The organism is Thalassotalea sp. 1_MG-2023 (genome assembly GCF_030546745.1).
Lineage (GTDB): Bacteria > Pseudomonadota > Gammaproteobacteria > Enterobacterales > Alteromonadaceae > Thalassotalea_C.
Map to the genome: position 1 here is coordinate 1 of NZ_JAUOPD010000007.1, position 22,089 is coordinate 22,089.

Sequence of the window (22,089 nt, forward strand, 5' to 3'; positions counted from 1 at the left end):
GGGTTATCGCCATTAGAGGCCGAACACAAATATTGGAAAACTTATAACAAGGTGGCCAGTTTTAGTTGACCACTACAAGCCTGAGCATTGAGGACGAGGAAAGTTGAAAATCCCCGTATTGTATTACGGGGGTAGATTCCAGACTAAAACAAGCATTGCAGACTAGAGCCTTTAATTTGTTTTGCTTTTTTACAAATTTAATAATGCTTTAAAAAGGGGTTAACTTTACATAATATTACTTAATAAGATTAAATTTTGGATAGAATAATGGAAGATAAAAATAAAAATAGGGTATACGAAACAGGACTATTAATAGGGGCTTTAATATTTCTTTCAGTTTTTTTATTTGGTGTATTTTTGGTTGCTTATAACGATAATTTTTCTAATACAGGGGCGTTTGGTGATTCCTTTGGCGTTTTGACTTCCCTTTTTTCTGGTCTTGCATTTGTAGGTTTGATCGTAACAATTGTTATGCAAAAAGAGGAACTTGCCTTACAGAGACAAGAGCTCAAATTTAACACACAAGAGCTAACAGCCCAAAAAACTGAAATGACTATTCAGAATAAAACTTTGATGTTGCAACAATTTGAGAATACGTTTTTTAAAACACTTGAAACATTTCAGAATTTACGAAACACAATTCATATAACTACATCAAGCGCACAAACAACAAATGGAACTGAAGCAATATGTTTGATATATGGTGACTTTAAACATAGGAAACTTTTAACTAGATTTAGTGAAGGACTCGGAACCGTTAGCTATAAATATAACTCTGATAATTCAAATATTGATGGATTGAATAACTCATATAGAGATTTTTATAAGAAATATTCAGACAGTTTGGGACCGTATTATAGGTCTATGTACAATGCATTAAAACTTGTTAAACATTCTAAAAATGTCGTAGATGATACAAAATTTTATACAAATCTTTTAAGAGCACAGCTTTCAAGTACAGAATTATGTTTATTGTTTTACAACTCTATTTCAGATTATGGTGAAAAAATGGCTCCATTAGTATACGAATTTGTTTTTCTAAAACATATTAATATAGATGAAATTCCAGAAGAACATATAAATTTATTACAAAATTTTAAATCTTCTGGTAGGGTTCAGTTTTCCCCATAATCACCTATGGGGGCTTTTAGTCATCGATCTTATAAGGCTTTAATTCCTAATTCTAAGAAACTTAATAAAGTTATTTCTTAATTTATTTTTATTGATGGAGGAGCATTATTATTCCTCCATCTTTTATCAAATATAAAAGCTTGTTCATCTCTATGTGCCATACATTTAGCAAAAGCTTGCGTAGATTTTGGTTTTAAACATTCATTAGGGGTTTCATAAAACTCAACCCAAGCGACTTGTTTCTCTCCTTTAAATCGACCACTAAAACTAATTGGCCTTGTATATTTAATGGGTTTTTGTTTTGAAAAAGATAATTGACGTTTGGTAGCAGGGCGGTTGTTACTTTTAACTTGTTTTTTTATTGTGTTTTTATTCTTTGAAGCTTTATTTTTACCACTTCTGCAATCTTGATACTCGCTAGCAATCACATGCTCCTCTTTAGCAAGTTGCGCCATTCTTGAAGATGAACCACCATTCCTCATGACTTTTTGATGAGATTTTAAATTGTTATATTCTCGTGTGCAGTCTTGTTTTGCATAAACACTATAACTAGACAATAAAAATACAATGAAAATTAAACATTTCATAAAAATCCCTCTTTATGTTGTGCATTATTTAACATTTTTACATCATTTGTTTATATAAGCCAAATGCTAATAGCTCACTTGCTTTGATTTTGTAGCCATTAGGTGTAATTAAGTAGTCGTCGCTGAAACGAAAACCTTTCCAACATGAGCTTTTACGTAAAGTAATTTGACGTTGCTTAAGTAGTTTTATTGCTTGCTTGTTGGGCTTGTCATTAACAATCCATTTTTCAATACAACGTACAGTTACACCTAAGTTTTTGGCGATTTGTATTTTGGAAGTCGGGGTAATGTCGATAAAACCAGCTAACCTAAAAAAGTTATAAAATTATTTTGTTCGTTTATAAAATACATTTTATTAACTGTGATACTTCCTTATACAGATACAACACATCAGCTATAAGAATAAAAACATACCAAACCTTACTTTAGTTAATTAGGTTTAATTGAAGGCTGTTAATCCAAGTTAAGAAGTAGATCTTGTGCTTTTCAGATTCAAGAGGTTACGTGGATTTTGTAAAGATCTTTTTCTACTATTCCCAAGCTAACAGTTAGATCTTCATAGTGCTTGCAAATGAATAACTAGAACCTCAATATCGTTCAACAAAATCCATACATAGCAAGGGCTGCGAGAAATATAATATATACAAATGCTAATAATCTCTATTAGTTGTATTAAGCCTTTCTAAGTTGTAATAGCGAAAATACGCAACCACATCATTTCTCATATGCTCACAATTCGGCTGCTAGCTCAGTCATGCTATAACCGTGTTCGATTAATAATCTAGGGCTACGCATATGTTAAACAATGGTGCGAGTATTGAACATGCTTGACCATGCCGACTTATCCACTATACAAGAATATACTTACGTAACCATTAGTGGACTGAAAGAAGAGCAACAGAAAACGCACACGTTTGCTAAAACTATTAAGATGATTTAAATCTCTGGAATTTATAAATCAAAATAACCAGCTTGGTGATTTATAAAATATGGACTATTAAATCATAGTACGCTATAAAGTGATTTATAACGAGTAAGGACTTTAATCATATGTATCACTGGCAACAGAAAAACTGGCCTCAATTTGAATATGATGCGGCACGCTTTGAGTCGAATGTCAGCGAGTATTCGAAAAAAGTCTACAGCATTGAAGGCGCGTTATCGTTAATTCCCATAAATGACCATAACGATGCCTTTGTTCATTTACTGGTAGAAGAAGCATTAAGCACTAGCGCTATCGAAGGTGAGAAACTTAACCGTGAGGAAGTACGCTCATCAGTTGCACGTTTTCTTGGATTAAAAGAACCGGAGCGTGGTGGTTACTTTCCTAAAGAAAAAGGCATTGCTGCCATGTTGGTTGATGTGCGTAAGAGCATTAAAAGCCCCATGTCTAAAACCTTACTGTGTCATTGGCACACGCTACTTTTACACGGTAGTGAAGATTATTATGTAAATCCTATTACTAAAGGCGATTATCGTGACTCGCCCATAGATGTCATAAGAGAAGATTTATACGGTGAAAGTGAAATCATATACAAAGCACCAGGTCATAATCGCATTGATGTTGAACGGGAAATGGGAGCGTTTATACAGTGGTATAACAACGCCAATTGTTCAGGACCGATAAAAGCTGCAATTGCTCATTTATGGTTTGTTGCTATTCACCCGTTTCAAGACGGTAATGGCCGAGTAGGTAGAGCGATTGCTGAGCATGCCTTATTTCAAGATTTTTCGAAACCGCCGCTTTTTAGTATGTCGAGCATGATAAATGCTCATCGTATGGAGTATTACCAGCAACTTAGAAGCACCAACTCCAGCTTGCAAATTAATGAGTGGATAGCTTGGTTTGTGGAGCTAGTGAAAACTTCGCAAGAGAAGTCACTTGAGTCTGTTGAATTTGTATTGCAAAAATCAAAGTTTTGGGCGGAATATGGTGAGGTCAAGCTCAACCAACGCCAAGATAAGGTGATGAAAAAAATCTTCACTGTAGGCGCTGATGGCTTTGTGCGTGATGGCTTAACCAATGAGAAATATCGAGCAATTACAGGTGCGCCACCAGCAACCGCTACAAGGGATTTAAAATCACTGGTTGATAATGGCTTACTTTATCCATCAGGTGAAGGTAAGCGTGGCTTACGTTACTTTGTTAACTTCCCACAAGATAATAATCTGTTTGTAAGTAAAGAAGACGCTCCATTGGTGGATGATGTTAGCTTAAGCAAAATTTTAAAGAAAGTAGAGCGTAACCTTGAGTATTTTCGTGGTGAAAAAAATCCAGGATTAACAAAACTAATCGACCAATATAAAGCATTGTCATTAGGTGATGAAGCATCGAAGAAAAAGCTTGAAAACCTCTTAAGGAAAAACAGCTAAAAGCGGCTTCAATATTTGAGAAAATATGTACAAGTGTTTTATGCTGTTTTCAAATCCCGACTAACCGTATGAAATATAAGGATTTCACCTCTATGGTTTCGTTGGTGCATTGAGTTAGTAGTATTAATGCTAAATATATTTAATCATTACCATTTACGTAGTGTTACGTAAAATAGGACTCTTTGTTAACTTGCAAACGGTAAAATGACAGTAAGGTAAAACATTAATTACTGTAACTAATTCTATAAGATGTAACCCCAGTAAAAACTGGATCCGATCCAACTTTAATTTGAATTAAAGTGTTATGTAGCTTATGTTCCATTAAAACTCATAATTATTACTTATTAAAATCACGATTTTAAAAGATTATCTGTTGTTTACACGGTAAATCGTGTTACATTAGCTTTATAGCCTGTGTTGAGTGCAAATTTATTCAATGTGCTTTGTGATTACTTATCATTTATATCTAGGTATTTTTCACTACAGCCCAATGAAAATACATGCTCTCAGCATAAATATATTGTTTTATACGTTACGCTACGTGAAATTTAGCTATTATGGTAGCCAATAACACTTATTTTTTTACGTACAATCACCATTGTATTTAATAGGTTTATACCACAAAACCTATTTTGGTGATCGGGTTCGTTAATGTTGTTTATAATAAATCACATTATTTTATTGTTATTAAATAAGTTTGTTAATAACGCATCACGTTTGTAGGTTTTAAATGTTTGCAAATAAATCCGCATCAGAAATTTATCTGATGTCACTACAATCAGAACAAAGCCGTGTGACCATGGCTTCATTGCTAAATGTTGTGGCTTTTAAATTACAAAAAAAGAAATGTCATCAACATGTTGATTGGTCTTTTTTACATTATGAGCACATTCTTTATTTTCTTTCTGATCTTTCATCACAAGGAAAATCTCCAGCAACCATAAATGTATATTTATCTGCACTTAAAGGTGTCGCTAAAGAAGCTTGGCGTAAAAAAGAAATAGATGTAGAAACCTATCAACACATCAAAGAAATCAAACGTGTTCGTGGCTCTCGTAGTGTTAAAGGACGAGCGCTATCGTTAGATGAACTTAATCAGTTGATTGACTACTGCATGATGCAAGATGGTGTCATCGCTATGCGCGACGCTGCTGTAGTGGCATTGGTTTACGGCGCTGGGCTACGTCGACATGAAGCGGCAAATCTATTGCTGAGTGATTTAAACTTAAAAGAAGCTACTTTGCGGGTGTTAGGTAAAGGAAATAAAGAACGTGTTAATGCCTTACATAACCGTATTTTAGAAATTTTAGATGTGTGGCTATTAGAGCGTGGTAATGAGCCCGGGCCTTTATTTCTTAGAGCGCGCAAAGGAAATAAACTCATTAATGCGCCGATATCCGGACAAACTATTTACGACATTATTATCAGGCGTTATCAAGAAGCTGGTTTAAAACGGTTAACGCCGCATGATTTACGCAGAACGTATGCAACGAAATTACTTGAAAATGGAGAAGATGTGTTCGTTGTGCAAGATTTAATGGGCCATTCTTCTGTTGAAACCACTAAAAACTATGATAAACGGGCAGATATTGCGAAAAATAAAGCCGCGAAAGCCCTACCTTTTTGATGCTTGCAAACTTGTCCATTGTTGGTTGATTTCACTCAGTTCGCCTGATTCTTGTAAACTCTCAATTGCATCATTAAATCGAGCCAAATCATGCTCATTCATCGTCGATTTACTTAACATCAAATATATTTCATCCTGATATATTTCTACTGAATGTTCTTCAAATTCATTGAATAACTTATATTTATCAACAAAGGCTCGCATGGTAACCGGATCAACTAAGAAACCATCTAAGTGCCCTTTTAATGTTAACTTTACGTTTTCTTCTAAGTCGATGACCTCACTAATATGAGCCCGGAACTCAGCCTGTAAGATCAGTTTTTTATACAATTTACCGTAATAATAACCACCTTCAACGCCGATCATGTAATTACTTTTAGATAAATCAGCTAAAGAGTTAAGAACAATGCTTTGGCGCGTTCCTTTTCTTACATACAATTTAACTTGTTCTTTTCTATAAGGCTTGGTGAAATAGGCGTATTCTGTTCTGTCTTTTGATAATGAAGCGCCCATGGCTATGTCCATTTTACCCATTTTTATATACTGCAAATGACGCTTCCACGGTAATTCAGTATAAGCAATATTGTATCCGGCCTTTTTAACAATTTTATTAAATATTTCAATATCTAAGCCAACTAACTCATGTTGATTATTATGATATTGATATGGATACCAAAGCTCCCAACCAACCGCAAGGGTTGATTTGGTGTTTGCAGATGCATTAGAAAAGCATAAAAGTGTTACTGTTATAGCAATAAAATTTTTAATATTCACAACAACACTTCCCTTTATTCGATTAATTATTCAAATGCTTTTAGTGCTAAAGCGGGGTCAAGTTTGACATGTTTCCAATTAATACGCCAATCAAGGTGTGGGCCTGTAGCACGCCCTGAGGCTCCGATTGCCGCCACTTTATCACCTTTGTTAACTGTATCACCTTCTTTTACATAGCTGTCACTTAAATGTAAAAAGGTTGAAGTAACACCATGGCCATGATCGATGATCATCGTGCCACCAGAATAGAACATATCAGGGACGTATAAAGTAACAACGCCTGACGCAGGTGCTATTACAGGGGTTCCTGTTGGACCGGCGTAATCTAAGCCATAATGTGGCCTACCAGGTTTGCCATTATAGAATCGTTGGCTACCAAATACACCTGTAATTGTGCCAGTTGCAGGTGCAATAAAACCCTGAGTAAAATCTAATCGACGGCTGGTTTTATTGCGAGCTAAGTAAACTTGTTCCGCGTCTTTTTTTGCTCGTTTAACGTTGTTCGGATCAGGATTCATTATTTTTTTTGCGATCCCTTCAACCCGTTGAATATTATATTGCTGTTTTTTAGGTGTTAATTTTTTGGTGTAAACTGTGCCATCTGGCATTTCTACCACAAGCTTTTTAGTTTCTGTTTCGTCACGTGAAAAGCCGAAAACAAAATCCCCGTTATCAGACAATAAAAGTTCTTCACCACTTAAGCTGACTTTACTATTAGGTACCGTTTTGCCAATAATCAAACCGCCCTGCTTAATAACGCCTTTAAGTGTAACTTCTTGAGCTGAAGCAGATATGGTTATCGATGTTGATAGCAGAAACCCTGCTGCTAAGTTCACATATTTACTGTAATTAAGCATGTGCAATGGCTCCTTTACCAACACCTTCGTACGCAATTACGGTAAAATTATCTTTAGGCTGTTGTAATTTTAATTGACGAGCAATGTAATCAGCTAATAATTCCACAGTAGAGTCACAATCCACAACTTCGAGAACGTTTGTTTCAACGGCGATATCAAATCGACCTTGTGGCGCTTGATAAGCAAAGTATTGATGACTGTCTAATAATTTTGAATGTGCATTTTGAGACAGTTGAATATGTTGTTTTGATACCCGATCATCTTCTGAAGCAATATAAATGTCTTGCCAACGATGGCACCAAAAATGCTCTAAGTCAGTAGAACGATTGTCATTATGGAACAATTCAATTTTAGAACGGTGACCATGTGCAATTCGCTGACAATTACCATCATGTAATTTAAGCCCATGAGTATAATGATAAAAATCACTGTCTATTTTTTCTGGTCGTAACGTTAACACTAAGCCAGCCACATTATTAGGTAATTGCGCTAAAATAATAGAGGTAAGATAATCCGTGACAGAAGAAATAGTGATTTCGTTTGTCGGCAACTTAGCGAACGCGCATGCAGGTGACTGCAAATAATAATGAGCACGTTTTGCAGATAAGTCTACAAATTCATGATCATGATGAAAGGTAGATTCTGACACTTGCACCGAAGAACATTGTTCAGGGATCAATAGCTTATGGTCAACTGCATCATCAATAATGGCTTTAATTTGCTTTTTAACGACGGCAAAATCAAGCACCATTTTCATATCGTTTAACGAACCATCAAGCAGTACATCAACAATCCAACTCTCACCTACTATTCCTCGTTCAGAACAACAATAGGAAAAATCAATAACGGTTAAATCTTTGACAAATAATTGCATTACTTACCTATTTATCTAAAACACGCCAATGAATATCTTCACCAGCTCTGATTGGAACAACGATATCGTCACCAAGTGCCATCGTTTCAGGAACTGCCCAAGCTGACTTTTCAAGCGTAATGGTGTCAGAGTTTATAGGCAAGTTATAAAAACGAGGGCCATTTAAACTGGCAAAACCTTCTAACTTATCTAAAGCATTCTCTTGTTCAAATACTTCGGCATACAATTCAATTGCCGCATGAGCTGTATACGAGCCGGCACAACCACATGCTGATTCTTTAGCACCTTTGGGATGTGGCGCCGAATCTGTACCTAAGAAAAACTTGTTGCTACCACTTGTTGCTGCGGCAATTAATGCTTGTTGATGAATATTGCGTTTAAGAATGGGTAAACAGAAATAATGTGGCCTGATACCACCCACCAACATATGATTGCGATTATATAATAAATGATGGGCTGTAATGGTCGCCGCAACATTTTCACTCGCACTATTTACAAAATCTACCGCATTCTTAGTGGTAATGTGTTCAAGTACTACTTTTAAGTTAGGATGCTTAGCCACTAATGGTTTTAATATGGTGTCGATAAAGACGGCTTCCCGGTCAAAAATATCAATGTCTGCACTAGTTACTTCGCCATGAATTAATAATGGCATATCAAGCGATTCCATTTCTGAAATAACGTTGGCAATGTTGTCAACATTGGTAACACCTGAAGATGAGTTAGTTGTTGCACCTGCCGGATATAGTTTGGCGGCATACACAATACCACTTTCTTTAGCTGCTTTGATATCTTGCGCTGTTGTATTATCAGTAAGATACAACACCATTAACGGTTTAAAAGTTGATGACGGATTGTTCGTCATAATACGCTGGTAATAAGCCTCGGCCATCTCTTTGTTAGTGACTGGTGGCACTAAATTTGGCATGACAATAGCACGGCCAAAGTAGCGGCTAATATCCGCTACTGTAGTACTTAAAAACTCACCATCACGTAAATGCACATGCCAGTCGTCAGGTCGAGTGATCGTTAATGTATTCATGAATATCCTTTACTTGTTCTATATATTACCAACGTGTTTATTCGAAAGGTTGGCTAGTTTGCGCCGCTCTATCTTCATCTTGCAACAGCTTAAGTAACTGTTCTTTTAAGTTAGGCGGTATTTTATAAATGGTTAAACTATCGTTAGCTGCATTATACACAACATCTTGCCCAAAATGACTACGCTCGAAACTAATACTGATGCCTGCACCGTATCCTGAATATTTAGTCACTTTATTAACAATAGCTTGCTCATGTGGAAATGACTCTTCTAATGGATAGTCATTTTCTTGGCAAAATGAGTAAAAGTCTTGCTCGCTACCTTCTTTAGATATTACATTTCCTAACTCTTTTATCGATACATCTTGAGCAGACGCCTTTTGATCTTTGCAATACGATAAAAGCTCTTTGCGAGTTTCTTGTTTTTCATTTGCATCTAGTTGATTAACCGATACAAAATCTTCAACTGCTTTTACTAAGGTGTGTGTTTGCTCTTTCGCATCTAAACCTTCTTGGCAGCATAAGAAATCAAGAAAGAAATCAGAAATTTTTCGACCAGCTCGCCCTTTAATAAACGAAATATAGCGATTACCCTCGGCGTTCTGCTGAAAATCAAATAAATCAATGCGTGCAGCAAGCTGTAGTTTAGAAGTGTCTAAATGCTTATTGGCTGAAATGGTCAGATCACCATCAACAGAATAATGCTCTGACACGGGAATAACTGCAACTAACAAGTATCTGCCGCCCATATATTCATAATGACAAAATACCAAGTAGCCATTTTCTTCTATGTCGTATTTTTCTAGCTCAAGCTTCAATAGTGCTGTTGATTTTTTACTGAAATCATTAAAAGGCTCTGATTCATCAAGATAATCAGTGATCAATTCAATAAAGTTTTTGTGATCGGAAGGAGTTGGCTCCTCAGAGAAATGGCCATATGCTTTACTGCCCTTTCCGTTGTAGATGTTATGTAATGAATCAACGAAATTTTCAATGCGCGGTGTGATCTCAACCTGATCGGGGCCGAACGTTACCTGAACATCACTGTTTTCGCCAGTTCTAGTAATATAATGAAGTGCTATGTTAGAAATTATTAAACTCATAAGTATTGTCAGTATGATATTGAGTAAGCTTTTGATAAACTTAACGCAATTATTAAAGATTTTTAAATATTATTATGCCTATTGTATCTAAGTATTCGAACGAACGTGTAGAAAAAATTATTCAAGACCTACAAAATGTATTAGTTGACGAAAAAGTAACCGCCGATCTCGCTTTAATGTGTTTAGGTAACGTTGTTACCAGCATCATTGAGCATGATATAAAAGAAGCTCAACAGCAAGCAATGGTTGATAATTTTACTAACGCGTTAAAAAAATCGATTAACAAGTAATATACCTTAACAATAAACACGAATAAGAGTAACAAAGTTTAATGGTTTCAAATAAATCATCAACATATAGTAAACGGTTAATGCCTCTAGTCAGTTGGAGCCATTGGTTTACTTTTTTTAACATTCTGGCAGCTATTTTACTGTCTACGTTTTATTTGTTCGCCGAGTCTATGCCTGAAACATTATTAGGTAAATTGTACTTGTTCACAACGTGGTTAAGTCACATGGGTTTTTTAACCTTTATTGGCTTTGTGTTATTAATATTTCCCTTAACGTTAATTTATCCGAAAACGCGTTTCATTCGGGCTACGGCGTCAATCGTGTTTACCTTTGGGCTTTTATTATTATTACTTGATGCCTTTATTTATGCACGATTAGGTTATCATTTAAATGCTTCGTCTAGCGACCAAATAATTTCATTAATTCAAACACAAATTAGCCAAAATAGCCGTGCTTTTTGGTTTATTAGCTTGTTATTATTTTTTGCTATTTTAACTTTTGAATTAGTGGTGAGTAACTATGCCTGGAAACACTTAAGGCAATTACAAAAAAACACCTACGCTAAATTTGTTGTGTTTGGTTTAGTCGTGTCTTTCTTTTTTAGCCATATCACCCATATTTGGGCAGATGCAAACCTTGAATATGACGTGTTAAGACAAGACACCGTACTACCATTATCGTACCCTGCTACAGCAAAAACGTTACTAACTAAATATGGAATGTTTGATAAAAACGATTATATGGCAAGACGTACCAGTTCGTTATCTTTTGGAAAACAAACACCTAAATACCCAATTATAACTCAGGCTTGTGAAACAGAATTTCACCCTAATAACAGCGCTATTTTAGTGTTGACGAGTAGCGATATATCTCAACGTCAAATTGCACAGTTTTCTCGCAGAGCCAGTGAAAACACCTTACCGCTCGTCAAACACATTGATAACGCGTTACCAAAAAACTCATGGTTTAACTTGCTTTATAGTCTGCCTACCATTTACAAAAAGCCGGTAATTGCAGAACAGAAACCACCAGTGCTTTTCCAAGTTTTAGCGACTAAAAATATTGCCACTAATCTGACAGTATTTTCTAATAAAGAAGATGAAAGTCTACTTGAGTACCAAGGGCTTTTTGATCATGTGAATTATTTTAAAAATATTTCAAACTTTGTTGTAGGTAAAAAACTATCTTCCAATAAGCAAGCACTGCATATTTATTACTTTGCAGAAAATGATCAATATCAGTTTGAATTATTTGTTGATGCCTTATTACTTGCTCAACGCAATAAACAGGAAAAAGATACTATTTGGATCAGCGGCATTGGGAATAACCGAATTGAAAATGGTTTAAATATTAAACCGGCACTCTTTATTAATCCGAAAAGTGACGTTAAAGCACCAAGTCGTTTAACCAGTCACTTTGATTTAGTTCCAACCTTATTATCAACTTGGTTGAACTGCCCTCTTACTAAGGTAAATCATAGCGTTGGTAAAGACATCACAACGTTATCTCAAAGTCGTATTATTGCGAATACGGTTGATAATGGCATCATGGTGTTTAGTAAAGATAAGTCGGTTTTAGTGGATCAGAACGGTAATTTTCAAAGTTACTCTCGTCAACTTGAGTCTCCTATAATGGTCAATAGAGACTTCCCGTTAATGATTGATGGCGTTCACTTTATTAAACAATACAGTCAAAAAGCAGATACTAAAGATAGTAAGAGTGATTAATAAAAAACCAATTGGTTGGTAAAGCATGATTATTGATTGCATTAATAATTTAAAGCGCTATTATACTGCGCTATCGGGATATAGCGCAGTCTGGTAGCGCGTGCGTCTGGGGGACGTGAGGTCGCAGGTTCAAGTCCTGCTATCCCGACCACTTCAATTTAGACTTTACATAACTCAAGCTTGGTAAAGTAATTATCGTCAAAACTAACCCTGTTGATACTCAAAGTACAGTAATAGGGAAAAAGCCTAAATATCCAATACCTTACTGCAACAAATCTCTAATCAAACTGATAACTAATGATTTATCCTAAACAAGAATGATTGCTTGTAAGATAAGCTGTTATAGAAGTATTTAAGGCAATACATTTAACTCTATACAATTTTCAAAAAAGTTTAGTAAAACCAAAATTAATGGCATACCCGCCAAAACAAAGAAATAAAAATAAACAAAATGCTAATACCAAAGGTTTAAATCCAGCATTGCGTATCGAACTTATGTGGGTACGTAAACCTAAAGCAACCATCGCAATAGTTAATAAAATATTATCTAACCAAGCAATGTTTTGAGAAACTTCATAAGATAACCATGAAGTTGAATGAACTCCACTTGCTAAAATAAAAAATAATGCAAACCAAGGGAAATCAATATGAGATTCATGTCTATTTGTTTTATTCTTGTTTAGCCAAATGGATAAGAAGAATAAAAACGGAACCAACAACATGACTCTTAACATTTTTTCGATAACGGCTGAGTCCGTTGCAGTTTCACTTATCGCGTTAGCCGCAGCAACCACTTGAGCAACTTCATGAATCGTAGAGCCAACAAAAATGCCGTATTCGTGTTCATTTAATGACATGTACTCAAACATAAATGGATAAAGAAACATACTCAAGGTACCAAATACTACGACAGTTGCCACGGCTACTGATGTTTTATATGGCTGTGATTTTATTACAGATTCAGTCGCCAATATTGCAGCGGCCCCACAAATTGAACTTCCGGCTCCAATGAGGATTGTTGTTTGTAGATCTAGATTAAAAACTCGTTTACCTAATTGAATGGCTAACAAGAATGTCATTGAAAGCATGACAATATCAACCGCTAAGCCTTGCCACCCAACGTTAGAAATTTGATCAAATGTTATTCTAAAGCCAAATAACGTAATGCCCAATTTGAGAATAACGCTTTTAGCATAATCAACGCCCTCTTCAGTATGCGTAGCAATATATGAAAAAATACTATTGCCAACAACCAAGCCGATAACAATACCTAAAGTAAGCGTACCAAGTTTCATACTTTGTACAATAGGTACATTACTCAAAGTTATTGCAATAAATGCTAGTAAAGTTACGAACAATATACCTAGCCACCATTGCGTGTTATTGAATTGTTTAACATTAAAATTAAAAGGAGATGATATATATTTTTGTAGACTTAGCATTACGTTCTTCAACAATTATTGGCTTGACTTTAATGTAAGAAAATCCATTATATAACTCAAATACATTATAACTATGATTGAATAACCTGAGGTTATGAAATGAATTTACATGCTTTAAGAGTATTTCATACAGTTGCAAAATTAGGTGGTTTCTCATTAGCTGCTGAAGCACTTTTCATCAGCCAGCCAGCGGTTTCAAAAGCATTAAAAGAACTTGAAAATCAATTAAACATACAACTGATTGAACGAGGAGCTAAAGGAAAAAAATTAATGTTAACTGAAGGTGGTCAAGTTCTTTATGAACATGCGCGAAGTATTTTCGCAATCGAAAAGTCTGCTATTGATGATATAAAATTGCGTACCGACCTTAAACGCGGTTCATTAATTATTGGAACGAGTACTACAATAGCAGGCTATTGGCTTCCTGATTATTTAGCTAAATTTTGTGCTGTATACCCTGATATAAAAATAGAAGTAAAAGTTGCAAACACAGCAAAAATTGAACAAGAATTACTTGATTGCGCAATTGATTTAGCGCTCGTAGAGGGAGAACCTACCGAACCTGATATCACTTGTAAACATTGGCAAAATGATATTTTAAGTATTGTTATGTCAAGTAGTATGGAGCCGGCCATCAATATACATACTTGGTTAAGTGATCAGCATTGGCTATTAAGGGAGCCTGGCTCTGGAACACTAGAAATTTCAAAAGAATTGTTCAAACAACAAAACATTAAGATAGATAAAAGTATGCAATTAGGCAGTAATGAAGCTATTGCTAGAGCAGTTTCACAAGGTTTAGGCGTTGCTCTATTACCAAATGTAGTCACTGAAGAATTGGTACAGCTTGGTAAACTAAAACGCTTAGAACCGCAAAATAATAAGAAAATATCAAGATCCTTATACCAATTAAAGTATAAAAATAGGCCTAGCTCTCATGCGGCTAATGCGTTTGAAGAAATCTTATTTACTGTTTGAACACATTAATTTCGGTTTATGATTATTGATTTGTAAGAATTTTAGCGATTCGACTATTTATGATTTCTGATAAATTCCAATTATACAACTTAGGATCAGTTGTGCTATAGAATTGAATTACCACAGCATCTAGCTCTTCGTAATAGCTAGCGAAACTTTGATATCCAGGCACCCAACCTGCATGTTCGAACTTATAAATCCCTGAATATATTTCTTGTTCTTTGCCTGAAAAAAGAGAACCATCGTTTAATGCTCTCACAAAAAGACCAACATCTTCAGCTGTCGCGAGCATTCCATGTTCATCTTCCTTTAAATCAAAGGGATGTCCTACATGATACCCACTCATTACCTGATCAAGTGAAACTTCATTAAGGCCAGAATATGTATTCGCTAATTTAAGTGGCGTAAGAATTCGCGCTTTAATAAATTGAAAATTATCGTACCCCAAGGACTCATCCATTATTTTATTTATTAACAGATAATTAGTATTGCTATACTCATAATCGTCTCCGGGTTTAAAATTAGCCGGTTTATTTAAAATTAATGCTAAGCTTTCTTCATAAGTTTCGGTTGGAGAACCCCAGAAATTTTCTGTATCAGTAAAATTTGGTATTCCACTTCTATGTTCCACTAACATTTTTAGAGTGATGCTATCTGCATATTGAATTTGATCGACTAGTTCTGGTAAATAGTCTGCAAGGGTTTTATTCAATGAAAGCTTTCCATCGTTTACTAATTTTGCTACTGCAACAGCATCGTAAAGTTTACTAATGCTGGCAATTTTGAATAGCGCTTTAGGTTTGGCAGGTACTTTATCTTCTTTATTATGCCAACCTGCTGTGTAAACCTGAGGTGGCTTACCTGTTTGGTTAATATATACAATCATGCCATCAAAACCATGATCTATGGCTTCATCTAATTGTTGTTGTATTGTATTAGGTAACGGTAATAGCCATGCCTTTACTAATAGCCACGGCACAAAATATAATGAAAAAATAGACGTGAGAATAAGTGAAAAACCGAATATTTTTTTTGTCTTTGGTTTTATCAAATTACACCTCAATAGTTTAATTATCAAACATTACGAATGACTTGAAATCGCTAATACACTCCCTATTCAATAGCATACTAAAAATTTAGTAAACAACATCAACAAACTAAAATGAAAGAATGGAGTATTAACTTACCTAGTTAGCAGTATACCTATTTACTAAGTTTTTGGATAATACGAGGTAAAAGTTAAGTCATTATGATCTTTAATAAGAAGCTGAACCTCGGCTGGTTTATCCCAATTTATTTTTTCAAATACAGCAATGAATTCATTTAGCTCCAAATAATCTACGGCACAAACGAAAATATCACAACTAATCGGTTTGTGACCACCAGCGCGATTCTCTACTGAATAAAGTTTTGTGCCTTGATAATTTTTTGATAAATATTCATTAATTGTATCAATACTACCGTAATCACTGTTCATCCAAGCCCCGTCTTGTATGGCGGTAGTAAGGATCATATTCGTTATACAAGTCATGGTTAAGAAAACCTTTTTAAAAAATAACGTTTGTATCATATATGTAATACGCGAGATATTTAATAGCTATCAATCTAAAGAAGTGACCATTGCAATGATGGCTGAGATAATTTCTTTATGCTGAGAAATAATACACTTTAAAACTTGCCTACTTCCTTGGTACATAACACATGTTAAAGACAAGTAATATCTTGGCCAAAATAAGCGACGATGAAGCAAAACCCAACTGTTTTTTTGCTCCATTTAATTTACATAGCATAGATAATATTCCACAAATTAATAATATTTACAGTGTAGTGAGCCTTACTTTAGCTGCCACTAACGTTATTTGATTAATGTTAAATCAAAACAATTTATTGCGCCCTTATGATTCTTGCTTGTGAGAAACATGTGTACTTTGACTCTTTATAATCATCATTTAAGTTAAAAATGCTCATTTTTCGCGGACTATCTTTTTACAATATAAATACAACAAAAAATTAAACACCTAAGAACAAGGACTTAACAGATAGTTTCCTTGTTTGTATTTTTAATGATTTGTTGTTTAACATGAAGTTTTTTAATATTTAATCGTGCTTGATTAATAAGTAAAAGCCGTTAATCAGCACAAAATAAATAGACAGCCCTGCGCTATTTGTTCACTTACTATTTAACCGTTGGCTCAAATAGACATTGGTCAACAACATAACGAAACCGACGCATTCAGCCTCACCTTTGAGCAAGGATCGGACATCGAAATAAAGGAAATAACGATGAAAGAATTAAATTTAAATGAAATACAAAAAGTAAATGGTGGAAATAGAAAACTATTTTGGAAAGCTCTAACATGGGCGGCTGCTAATATTGGTAGCCCTGCTCCCAACAGATATACAGGTGGATTCCACGGTTAGATTGGTTGCAAATTTAATATGACCCCTTAAATTCTCTAGGGGTCATATTTGTTTGCAGCCTTAAATTTTGCCTTTTTAAAAAAAAGACTAAATCTATCAACAGGAACACATAATGCTTCTCCAAGAAAAGCTAGACGATTCACTCAATGCTCGTTCTAAATGCAGTGATGAAAACACAGATAAACTCAGTATTTTAGGAGCTCTATATATAACCTTTTTAGTACTCATTGGAACACTGTTTCTTCAGCTTATTTTTCTTATACCACTCTTAATTAATGGCATGTTAACCCTTGATATGTTTAATTTGTCTCAACGTGAATATAGTGAAGCTCTTGGCATTGCTGGCGAATCATTTGTTTTATTAGCCGAGTTAATCGCTATTATAATTTGTATAAAAATAGCTTTTTACATCCAAAATATCCCTCTCAGTTCCTTAGGCTTTAAACTAAATGGTTATAAAACTGATGCGATATTAGGCGCGTTGGCGGGAATTATTATTATAGCAACATGTTTCTTTTTATTAGTCAGCACAGGTTATATCTCATATACAGTTCGGCCATTTAACCTTGTACCATGGTTAGCAAGTTGCTCACTTTTTTTAATAGTAGCCATTTTAGAAGAAATTTTATGTCGGGGGTTTATCCAAGGGCTTTTAATGAGGGCAACAACACCCTACTTTGCTTTATTTATTTCCTCAATGATTTTCATGGTACTCCATTTAGGTAATGATAATTGGACATTAATATCGCTAATTAACTTAGCACTAGCCGGTGTTACTTTTGGACTTTATTATTTACACACTGGAAATTTATGGTTCCCCATTATGCTTCACTTTACTTGGAACTTTCTTCAAGGTACCGTTTTGGGCTTCGAAGTTAGCGGTCATAAAATGGAAAGTTGGCTAGTGATTGTTCGTAACGAAAACTCGTTAATAACCGGTGGAAACTTTGGTTTAGAAGGTTCGGTTCTAGTGACAGTCTTTGAAATACTATTAATTATATTGATCCAATTTAAGTTTGCTGCAAGTAAAACTCAATCAAAAGAACGAAAATTGATTAACTTGTCAACCAGCGCTTAACGTTTCTCATAACATGTAGTGTTTATTAATGAATTTATAAATACCAACGAAATAGCGGGATAGACAGGACATCCAGTAAAATAGTTAAAAAATCCATAATCTTTAATCACAAACACAACAGCATCTAAAAATTATTTTGACATTTTATACAGTTACTAATTTATCGCTCTACACTAAACGTGTAAAAATTTTGCTTGTAGTGAAAAAACCAGTTTTTATGTCACGCAAATAGCAGCTAAGCACTATTTTTATGAGGATAATAATGTTTACTTGAATGTTATTAACTAATAGCTGTCGATGACCGCTAATCCATAGATTACCGGTTAAAATCTACATAAGCCATACAAGCGACAACGAATTTGTTCAAATTGTGTAGCAAAGCGGAAACGTACAAGCTGTTAATAGTCCGGCTTAATTTTTTGTTATATTTTAACCTGTGTCTTTGCTTCGTTTAAAACCTTTTGTTCTAAGGTATTGTATGCAGAGACATGTTTACCACGAAGTAAAATTAGATATTCTTTAGTCGACAATATACCAATATTTAAACTAATTGCTTCAACATATTCCCAACCTAACTCACTATAGTTATTTAAAATTTTTTCAAATTTCGAGTCGCCCCTAAACAAATTATCAACTTTCGCAAAACCCTTAGGTTTAGGTGCATATGTAAATGATTTGTATATCCATGTCATGATTTTATTCCTAACTAATTTGAAACATAACGGCTCGATAAGAGGCGTGAATTTATGAGTGTCTTTGCTGACGCATTTATTATATGTTTATTGTGGTAGCTGTTCATATGACTTAATGTTTTCTAGTTCATACTCCCAGTTTGCACGACTAGATGTAAAAATATGTGCATTAGGTTTGATTGATATTTCTTGATTTGAGAGTGTATAACCATTTTTAATTGCTTGCTCACCGCGTGCTACGCCTTCAAGAATAGCCATTTAGCTGTTGCATAAATTCATAATCATCGACATCAACTAAATAGGCAGATGGTTGCCCATGTTCAGTAATTAACACTGGCTCTTTGGAGGTATGGAGATCTGCCAAAATTTTAGTCGCCTGACGCTTAAGTGTAGTGACGAGTTCAACTCTCATTATAATGCCTATTTAGAATTAAATAATGTATCACACAAGCTCGAGGTTACAACTAAACGGCTAACGCTTAAAAAGTATCGGCGGAGCTTTTATGCCTATTTATTTGGCCTTTAGAAATCACCATATCATTGTCTCAGTAAATATCAGTTTGTGGTAACCTTTCGTCCGTTGACTGCCCTGTTAATGAGATTCTAGTTGTGAAAAATGGGCAACTATTGATTTCTCAATACTTTTTTTACTGGTCTCACCCAAAAAGTGATTATCATCCACAACGATATGCTGAACAGGAAACTTAAATCCAGATAGCTTTAAGTGCGCTATAATTTGTTTTGACATAAAATGCGACGGCCAAATATGATCTTGCTTAGCCGAGACCAACAAAACTGCACCGTTTATATTGTCAAAACTAAATTGAGCTCGCTTGACCGCCTGCTGGTCATCTAAGGCGAGTTTAGCACGCTCAAATATGGGAACCGGTGAACGCCGCTCGAATGTTAAAGCGGCTACTGGCTTACTCTGCAAGCTCCAAGCATTTGCTCCTGTTTGACCATGCCAACTCACCGATGATGGCACTATCCCTGCTACAGCGCGAACTCGATTATCCACAGAAGCGCTTAAGAACGCCAACTCCGATCCGCGTGAAACCCCTAGAATACCAAGCTGAGTGACTTCTACTTGCGGCAAAGACTGTAAATAGTCCAATCCTCGGCTAACGATTTCAACGGGGACATTATCTAAGGTTTGTGGTAACCCTTCTGCTTTAAAGTATGCCAGGCTCAAGACTACGATACCGTTGGCAGCTAATATTTCACTATATTCAGTGTTCAAGCGTCCGCTTGAGCCGCCAAGAACAATAACCGCAGGTATAGTCTTGTCTAGCTTTGGGGTGTATAGCAAGGCATTAATTCCATTTTGCTTTATTTGACTCACTAAATAGCTAGCACTACTGTCAGCTATAGCAACAAAAGCATAAAGTAGTCCTGAAATGAACATTAACAATACTTTAACTTGAGAAAACCCTATCATTTTCATCATAAATAAAATTCCCTGGGCTATTTCCTTCTGCTTAACGCCAAGCTCACCAGCTACATCGACAGACAAAGTAAATTAAATTGTTTATTGATTTAGAATTATTGACCGCCACTGTATAAAAACAGTCAAAAGAATACTCGTGCTCATTGACAGTGTTAAGTTTTATCATGCTCCTTAATAAACAGCAGACTTAATAACGTACCAATTTCCGTTTTTCTTATATAATCCCATTTCGATTACTGCGTCACGTTTTTCGTAGATACCTTTCCATACTGTTCTAAAAACATCCAAATCATCGAATTTAGTGTTTCTCAATAAGCCTAGAAATTCGTAGCCAGTATTCATCCCATTCCTTTCATGCATACTTTTGATGTCATCTGAAAAACTTTCTTTAGAGAAGTTTACGAGATATTTTTCTTCGTAACGCTTGATGTATAATTCGAAATTAGCGGTATCATCCGCTTCTAACATTTCTTTAAGGTATTTTTCAGCGGCTTTTAATGCTAAAGAAGATTCTTTCATTACTTCATCCTTGTTTTGAATACTTTTTCTACGGCTACAACCAACTCTTCGGCTGGTGTACCGACAAGAGTTATAGCACAACCACCAAACCTATCAATATATTCTGAAACTAAATTAAAGCCAACCCAGTAGCCCGCTCTATTTGGAAATTTAGTCACATCTTTACCACCGAAAAACACAGGATAATTAAAATCAGTATTTTCCAAGTTTGTTTGCATTTTATTATATAAATCAAGCCACTCGTATTTTCTGACTTCATCAAAAAACTCATTTACAGCATGTTTATTAAATTTGGTCTCGAAATGACAAGCAAGTCCCTCTGAAATAAGTACTTGAAACAGTTTGTTCTCTTTAACGCCTGAAGTTGATCTTAGAACATGGTGTATTTCATGCGCAATAACAGCGGTGAGTTTATTATTTATTATATCAACGAGATCTTTCCTATCGGAATCTAACCCTATATCAATAACATACACTTGGGGGCTCGCAGAACCCATAATACCACTCTCATTTTTGTACTCTTCGAGGCATGGACTTATTACGATATCTAGATTTGGTAATACAATATGTTTTTCAATTTCAATAAGTGAATCCTGTGCTTTAGACTCTAATAAACCTAAAACATGATTGAATTTTCCAGACGCATTTAAAACGGTTATTTTAGTAGACATAACTTTCCATGTAATTCAAAACCCTAGATAAACATAAGGGGTTGGTAATAGTTTGCTAAAATGTGTAGCAAAGCGAAACCGCGCAAAATGCAAGCAAGGGTTAGCTTATTATGAATAGTAAAACAAATCAAAACATTAACGTTGGTGTCGATACGGGTAAATATCAACTCGACATTTATATACGTCCTCTCGATATATATTTCACAGTAAACAAGGAGGTCGTGAACAAGTTAGAACCGTATTGTACATGGCAATGATGTCAGCGATGCAATCAAATCCCGTTATTAAAGAAACATACCAACGATTACTAGCCATTGGTAAACCTAAAAAGTAGCGATAATAGTGTGTATCAGAAAGATGATTGTGTTTTTAAATTCGATGCTCAAAGACCGTGTAATGTGGGAAGCGCCAAAAGTGTAAAATTAACTATTGACGCCATAGTCTCTTGTTATGTTTT

General features: G+C 35.1%; 22 protein-coding genes, 1 tRNA gene and 2 pseudogenes. 10 read left to right on the plus strand and 15 right to left on the minus strand.

What is annotated here, in order from left to right; genetic code table 11:
- The first annotated feature begins 267 nt into the window (after positions 1–267).
- Positions 268–1,131 (plus strand): putative phage abortive infection protein, encoded by an 864-nt coding sequence (locus tag Q4489_RS07395; protein WP_303478560.1) that lies wholly within the window; start codon positions 268–270, stop codon positions 1,129–1,131.
- Between the two features lie 77 nt (positions 1,132–1,208).
- On the opposite strand, the gene Q4489_RS07400 is transcribed toward Q4489_RS07395, so the two are convergent.
- A complete protein-coding gene (locus Q4489_RS07400) occupies positions 1,209–1,718 on the minus strand; it encodes a hypothetical protein (RefSeq protein WP_303478562.1) in 510 nt (169 codons plus the stop codon).
- Between the two features lie 37 nt (positions 1,719–1,755).
- Complete coding sequence (locus Q4489_RS18295; protein WP_368389589.1) at positions 1,756–2,013, minus strand: DUF3653 domain-containing protein; 258 nt, start codon at positions 2,011–2,013, stop codon at positions 1,756–1,758.
- A gap of 755 nt (positions 2,014–2,768) precedes the next feature.
- Here Q4489_RS18295 and Q4489_RS07405 point away from each other — a divergent pair.
- A complete protein-coding gene (locus tag Q4489_RS07405; RefSeq protein ID WP_303478563.1) occupies positions 2,769–4,091 on the plus strand; it encodes a Fic family protein in 1,323 nt (440 codons plus the stop codon).
- Positions 4,092–4,821: 730 nt separating this feature from the next.
- A complete protein-coding gene (locus Q4489_RS07410; protein ID WP_303478565.1) occupies positions 4,822–5,718 on the plus strand; it encodes a tyrosine-type recombinase/integrase in 897 nt (298 codons plus the stop codon).
- Here Q4489_RS07410 and Q4489_RS07415 read toward each other — a convergent pair.
- The 5 genes from Q4489_RS07415 to yejK are packed head-to-tail and all read right to left on the minus strand — an operon-like array spanning position 5,707 to position 10,367.
- Positions 5,707–6,492 carry an ABC transporter substrate-binding protein gene (locus Q4489_RS07415; RefSeq protein WP_303478568.1) on the minus strand — a complete coding sequence of 262 codons (786 nt, stop codon included), beginning with the start codon at positions 6,490–6,492 and terminating at the stop codon, positions 5,707–5,709. The genes Q4489_RS07410 and Q4489_RS07415 overlap by 12 nt on opposite strands.
- A 26-nt stretch (positions 6,493–6,518) precedes the next feature.
- A complete protein-coding gene (locus Q4489_RS07420) occupies positions 6,519–7,349 on the minus strand; it encodes a M23 family metallopeptidase (RefSeq protein ID WP_303478571.1) in 831 nt (276 codons plus the stop codon).
- A complete protein-coding gene (locus Q4489_RS07425; protein ID WP_303478574.1) occupies positions 7,342–8,223 on the minus strand; it encodes a 6-carboxytetrahydropterin synthase in 882 nt (293 codons plus the stop codon). The genes Q4489_RS07420 and Q4489_RS07425 overlap by 8 nt, the downstream gene beginning before the upstream one ends.
- A gap of 7 nt (positions 8,224–8,230) precedes the next feature.
- Positions 8,231–9,265 carry a dihydroorotase gene (pyrC, locus tag Q4489_RS07430; protein ID WP_303478577.1) on the minus strand — a complete coding sequence of 345 codons (1,035 nt, stop codon included), beginning with the start codon at positions 9,263–9,265 and terminating at the stop codon, positions 8,231–8,233.
- Positions 9,266–9,302: 37 nt separating this feature from the next.
- Complete coding sequence (gene yejK / locus Q4489_RS07435) at positions 9,303–10,367, minus strand: nucleoid-associated protein YejK (protein ID WP_303478579.1); 1,065 nt, start codon at positions 10,365–10,367, stop codon at positions 9,303–9,305.
- Between the two features lie 74 nt (positions 10,368–10,441).
- Here yejK and Q4489_RS07440 point away from each other — a divergent pair, with 74 nt between their 5' ends.
- The 3 genes from Q4489_RS07440 (at position 10,442) to Q4489_RS07450 (ending at position 12,535) form a co-directional block, all read left to right on the plus strand.
- The gene (locus Q4489_RS07440) at positions 10,442–10,657 is read left to right on the plus strand and encodes a DUF1414 domain-containing protein (protein WP_074498936.1); all 216 of its coding nucleotides are present in this window, start codon (positions 10,442–10,444) and stop codon (positions 10,655–10,657) included.
- Between the two features lie 41 nt (positions 10,658–10,698).
- A complete protein-coding gene (locus Q4489_RS07445) occupies positions 10,699–12,384 on the plus strand; it encodes a DUF3413 domain-containing protein (RefSeq protein WP_303478585.1) in 1,686 nt (561 codons plus the stop codon).
- Positions 12,385–12,458: 74 nt separating this feature from the next.
- Positions 12,459–12,535 (plus strand) — tRNA-Pro (locus Q4489_RS07450).
- A 232-nt stretch (positions 12,536–12,767) separates the two neighbouring features.
- Here the strand turns inward: Q4489_RS07450 and Q4489_RS07455 are convergent.
- Entirely contained in the window at positions 12,768–13,826 is a 1,059-nt protein-coding gene (locus Q4489_RS07455; protein ID WP_303478588.1) for a YeiH family protein, read from the minus strand.
- A gap of 99 nt (positions 13,827–13,925) precedes the next feature.
- Between Q4489_RS07455 and Q4489_RS07460 the strand changes: the two genes are divergently transcribed.
- Entirely contained in the window at positions 13,926–14,804 is an 879-nt protein-coding gene (locus Q4489_RS07460; RefSeq protein ID WP_303478590.1) for a LysR family transcriptional regulator, read from the plus strand.
- Positions 14,805–14,826: 22 nt separating this feature from the next.
- On the opposite strand, the gene Q4489_RS07465 is transcribed toward Q4489_RS07460, so the two are convergent.
- Both Q4489_RS07465 and Q4489_RS07470 read right to left on the minus strand, forming a co-directional pair.
- On the minus strand, positions 14,827–15,852 hold the full coding sequence (locus tag Q4489_RS07465) for a serine hydrolase (protein WP_303478907.1): 1,026 nt from the start codon (positions 15,850–15,852) through the stop codon (positions 14,827–14,829).
- Positions 15,853–16,014: 162 nt separating this feature from the next.
- On the minus strand, positions 16,015–16,335 hold the full coding sequence (locus Q4489_RS07470; RefSeq protein WP_303478592.1) for a hypothetical protein: 321 nt from the start codon (positions 16,333–16,335) through the stop codon (positions 16,015–16,017).
- A gap of 752 nt (positions 16,336–17,087) precedes the next feature.
- Between Q4489_RS07470 and Q4489_RS07475 the strand changes: the two genes are divergently transcribed.
- Together Q4489_RS07475 and Q4489_RS07480 are read left to right on the plus strand one after the other, a co-directional pair.
- Complete coding sequence (locus Q4489_RS07475) at positions 17,088–17,225, plus strand: hypothetical protein (protein ID WP_303478594.1); 138 nt, start codon at positions 17,088–17,090, stop codon at positions 17,223–17,225.
- 112 nt (positions 17,226–17,337) lie between these two features.
- Positions 17,338–18,303 (plus strand): CPBP family intramembrane glutamic endopeptidase, encoded by a 966-nt coding sequence (locus tag Q4489_RS07480; RefSeq protein WP_303478597.1) that lies wholly within the window; start codon positions 17,338–17,340, stop codon positions 18,301–18,303.
- 422 nt (positions 18,304–18,725) lie between these two features.
- On the opposite strand, the gene Q4489_RS07485 is transcribed toward Q4489_RS07480, so the two are convergent.
- From Q4489_RS07485 to Q4489_RS07505, 5 genes and pseudogenes are all read right to left on the minus strand, one after another.
- Complete coding sequence (locus tag Q4489_RS07485) at positions 18,726–18,995, minus strand: hypothetical protein (protein ID WP_303478599.1); 270 nt, start codon at positions 18,993–18,995, stop codon at positions 18,726–18,728.
- Between the two features lie 207 nt (positions 18,996–19,202).
- Positions 19,203–19,407, minus strand: a pseudogene (locus Q4489_RS07490) (type II toxin-antitoxin system Phd/YefM family antitoxin); the annotation flags it as partial.
- 180 nt (positions 19,408–19,587) lie between these two features.
- Positions 19,588–20,442, minus strand: coding sequence for an acyl-CoA thioester hydrolase/BAAT C-terminal domain-containing protein (locus tag Q4489_RS07495; RefSeq protein ID WP_303478602.1), 855 nt, complete (start codon positions 20,440–20,442; stop codon positions 19,588–19,590).
- 171 nt (positions 20,443–20,613) lie between these two features.
- Positions 20,614–20,961: a hypothetical protein gene (locus Q4489_RS07500; RefSeq protein ID WP_303478604.1), complete on the minus strand. Its 348-nt coding sequence runs from the start codon at positions 20,959–20,961 to the stop codon at positions 20,614–20,616.
- Positions 20,961–21,632, minus strand: coding sequence for a DUF2268 domain-containing putative Zn-dependent protease (locus tag Q4489_RS07505; protein ID WP_303478607.1), 672 nt, complete (start codon positions 21,630–21,632; stop codon positions 20,961–20,963). The genes Q4489_RS07500 and Q4489_RS07505 overlap by 1 nt, the downstream gene beginning before the upstream one ends.
- 211 nt (positions 21,633–21,843) lie before the next feature.
- Between Q4489_RS07505 and Q4489_RS07510 the strand changes: the two are divergent.
- Positions 21,844–22,052 (plus strand): annotated as a pseudogene (locus tag Q4489_RS07510) (transposase); the annotation flags it as partial.
- Between the last annotated feature and the right edge of the window lie 37 nt (positions 22,053–22,089).

What these genes read in the sequence shown, in the direction of transcription:
- Q4489_RS07500 (WP_303478604.1), bottom strand. Translation starts at nt 20,961, where the DNA reads ATGAAAGAATCTTCTTTAGCATTAAAAGCCGCTGAAAAATACCTTAAA.
- pyrC (WP_303478577.1), bottom strand. Translation starts at nt 9,265, where the DNA reads ATGAATACATTAACGATCACTCGACCTGACGACTGGCATGTGCATTTA.
- yejK (WP_303478579.1), bottom strand. Translation starts at nt 10,367, where the DNA reads ATGAGTTTAATAATTTCTAACATAGCACTTCATTATATTACTAGAACT.
- Q4489_RS07445 (WP_303478585.1), top strand. Translation starts at nt 10,699, where the DNA reads ATGGTTTCAAATAAATCATCAACATATAGTAAACGGTTAATGCCTCTA.
- Q4489_RS07460 (WP_303478590.1), top strand. Translation starts at nt 13,926, where the DNA reads ATGAATTTACATGCTTTAAGAGTATTTCATACAGTTGCAAAATTAGGT.
- Q4489_RS07470 (WP_303478592.1), bottom strand. Translation starts at nt 16,335, where the DNA reads ATGACTTGTATAACGAATATGATCCTTACTACCGCCATACAAGACGGG.
- Q4489_RS07485 (WP_303478599.1), bottom strand. Translation starts at nt 18,995, where the DNA reads ATGACATGGATATACAAATCATTTACATATGCACCTAAACCTAAGGGT.
- Q4489_RS07410 (WP_303478565.1), top strand. Translation starts at nt 4,822, where the DNA reads ATGTTTGCAAATAAATCCGCATCAGAAATTTATCTGATGTCACTACAA.
- Q4489_RS07395 (WP_303478560.1), top strand. Translation starts at nt 268, where the DNA reads ATGGAAGATAAAAATAAAAATAGGGTATACGAAACAGGACTATTAATA.
- Q4489_RS07420 (WP_303478571.1), bottom strand. Translation starts at nt 7,349, where the DNA reads ATGCTTAATTACAGTAAATATGTGAACTTAGCAGCAGGGTTTCTGCTA.
- Q4489_RS07425 (WP_303478574.1), bottom strand. Translation starts at nt 8,223, where the DNA reads ATGCAATTATTTGTCAAAGATTTAACCGTTATTGATTTTTCCTATTGT.
- Q4489_RS07475 (WP_303478594.1), top strand. Translation starts at nt 17,088, where the DNA reads ATGAAAGAATTAAATTTAAATGAAATACAAAAAGTAAATGGTGGAAAT.
- Q4489_RS07440 (WP_074498936.1), top strand. Translation starts at nt 10,442, where the DNA reads ATGCCTATTGTATCTAAGTATTCGAACGAACGTGTAGAAAAAATTATT.
- Q4489_RS07505 (WP_303478607.1), bottom strand. Translation starts at nt 21,632, where the DNA reads ATGTCTACTAAAATAACCGTTTTAAATGCGTCTGGAAAATTCAATCAT.
- Q4489_RS07405 (WP_303478563.1), top strand. Translation starts at nt 2,769, where the DNA reads ATGTATCACTGGCAACAGAAAAACTGGCCTCAATTTGAATATGATGCG.
- Q4489_RS07480 (WP_303478597.1), top strand. Translation starts at nt 17,338, where the DNA reads ATGCTTCTCCAAGAAAAGCTAGACGATTCACTCAATGCTCGTTCTAAA.
- Q4489_RS07400 (WP_303478562.1), bottom strand. Translation starts at nt 1,718, where the DNA reads ATGAAATGTTTAATTTTCATTGTATTTTTATTGTCTAGTTATAGTGTT.
- Q4489_RS07455 (WP_303478588.1), bottom strand. Translation starts at nt 13,826, where the DNA reads ATGCTAAGTCTACAAAAATATATATCATCTCCTTTTAATTTTAATGTT.
- Q4489_RS07495 (WP_303478602.1), bottom strand. Translation starts at nt 20,442, where the DNA reads ATGATGAAAATGATAGGGTTTTCTCAAGTTAAAGTATTGTTAATGTTC.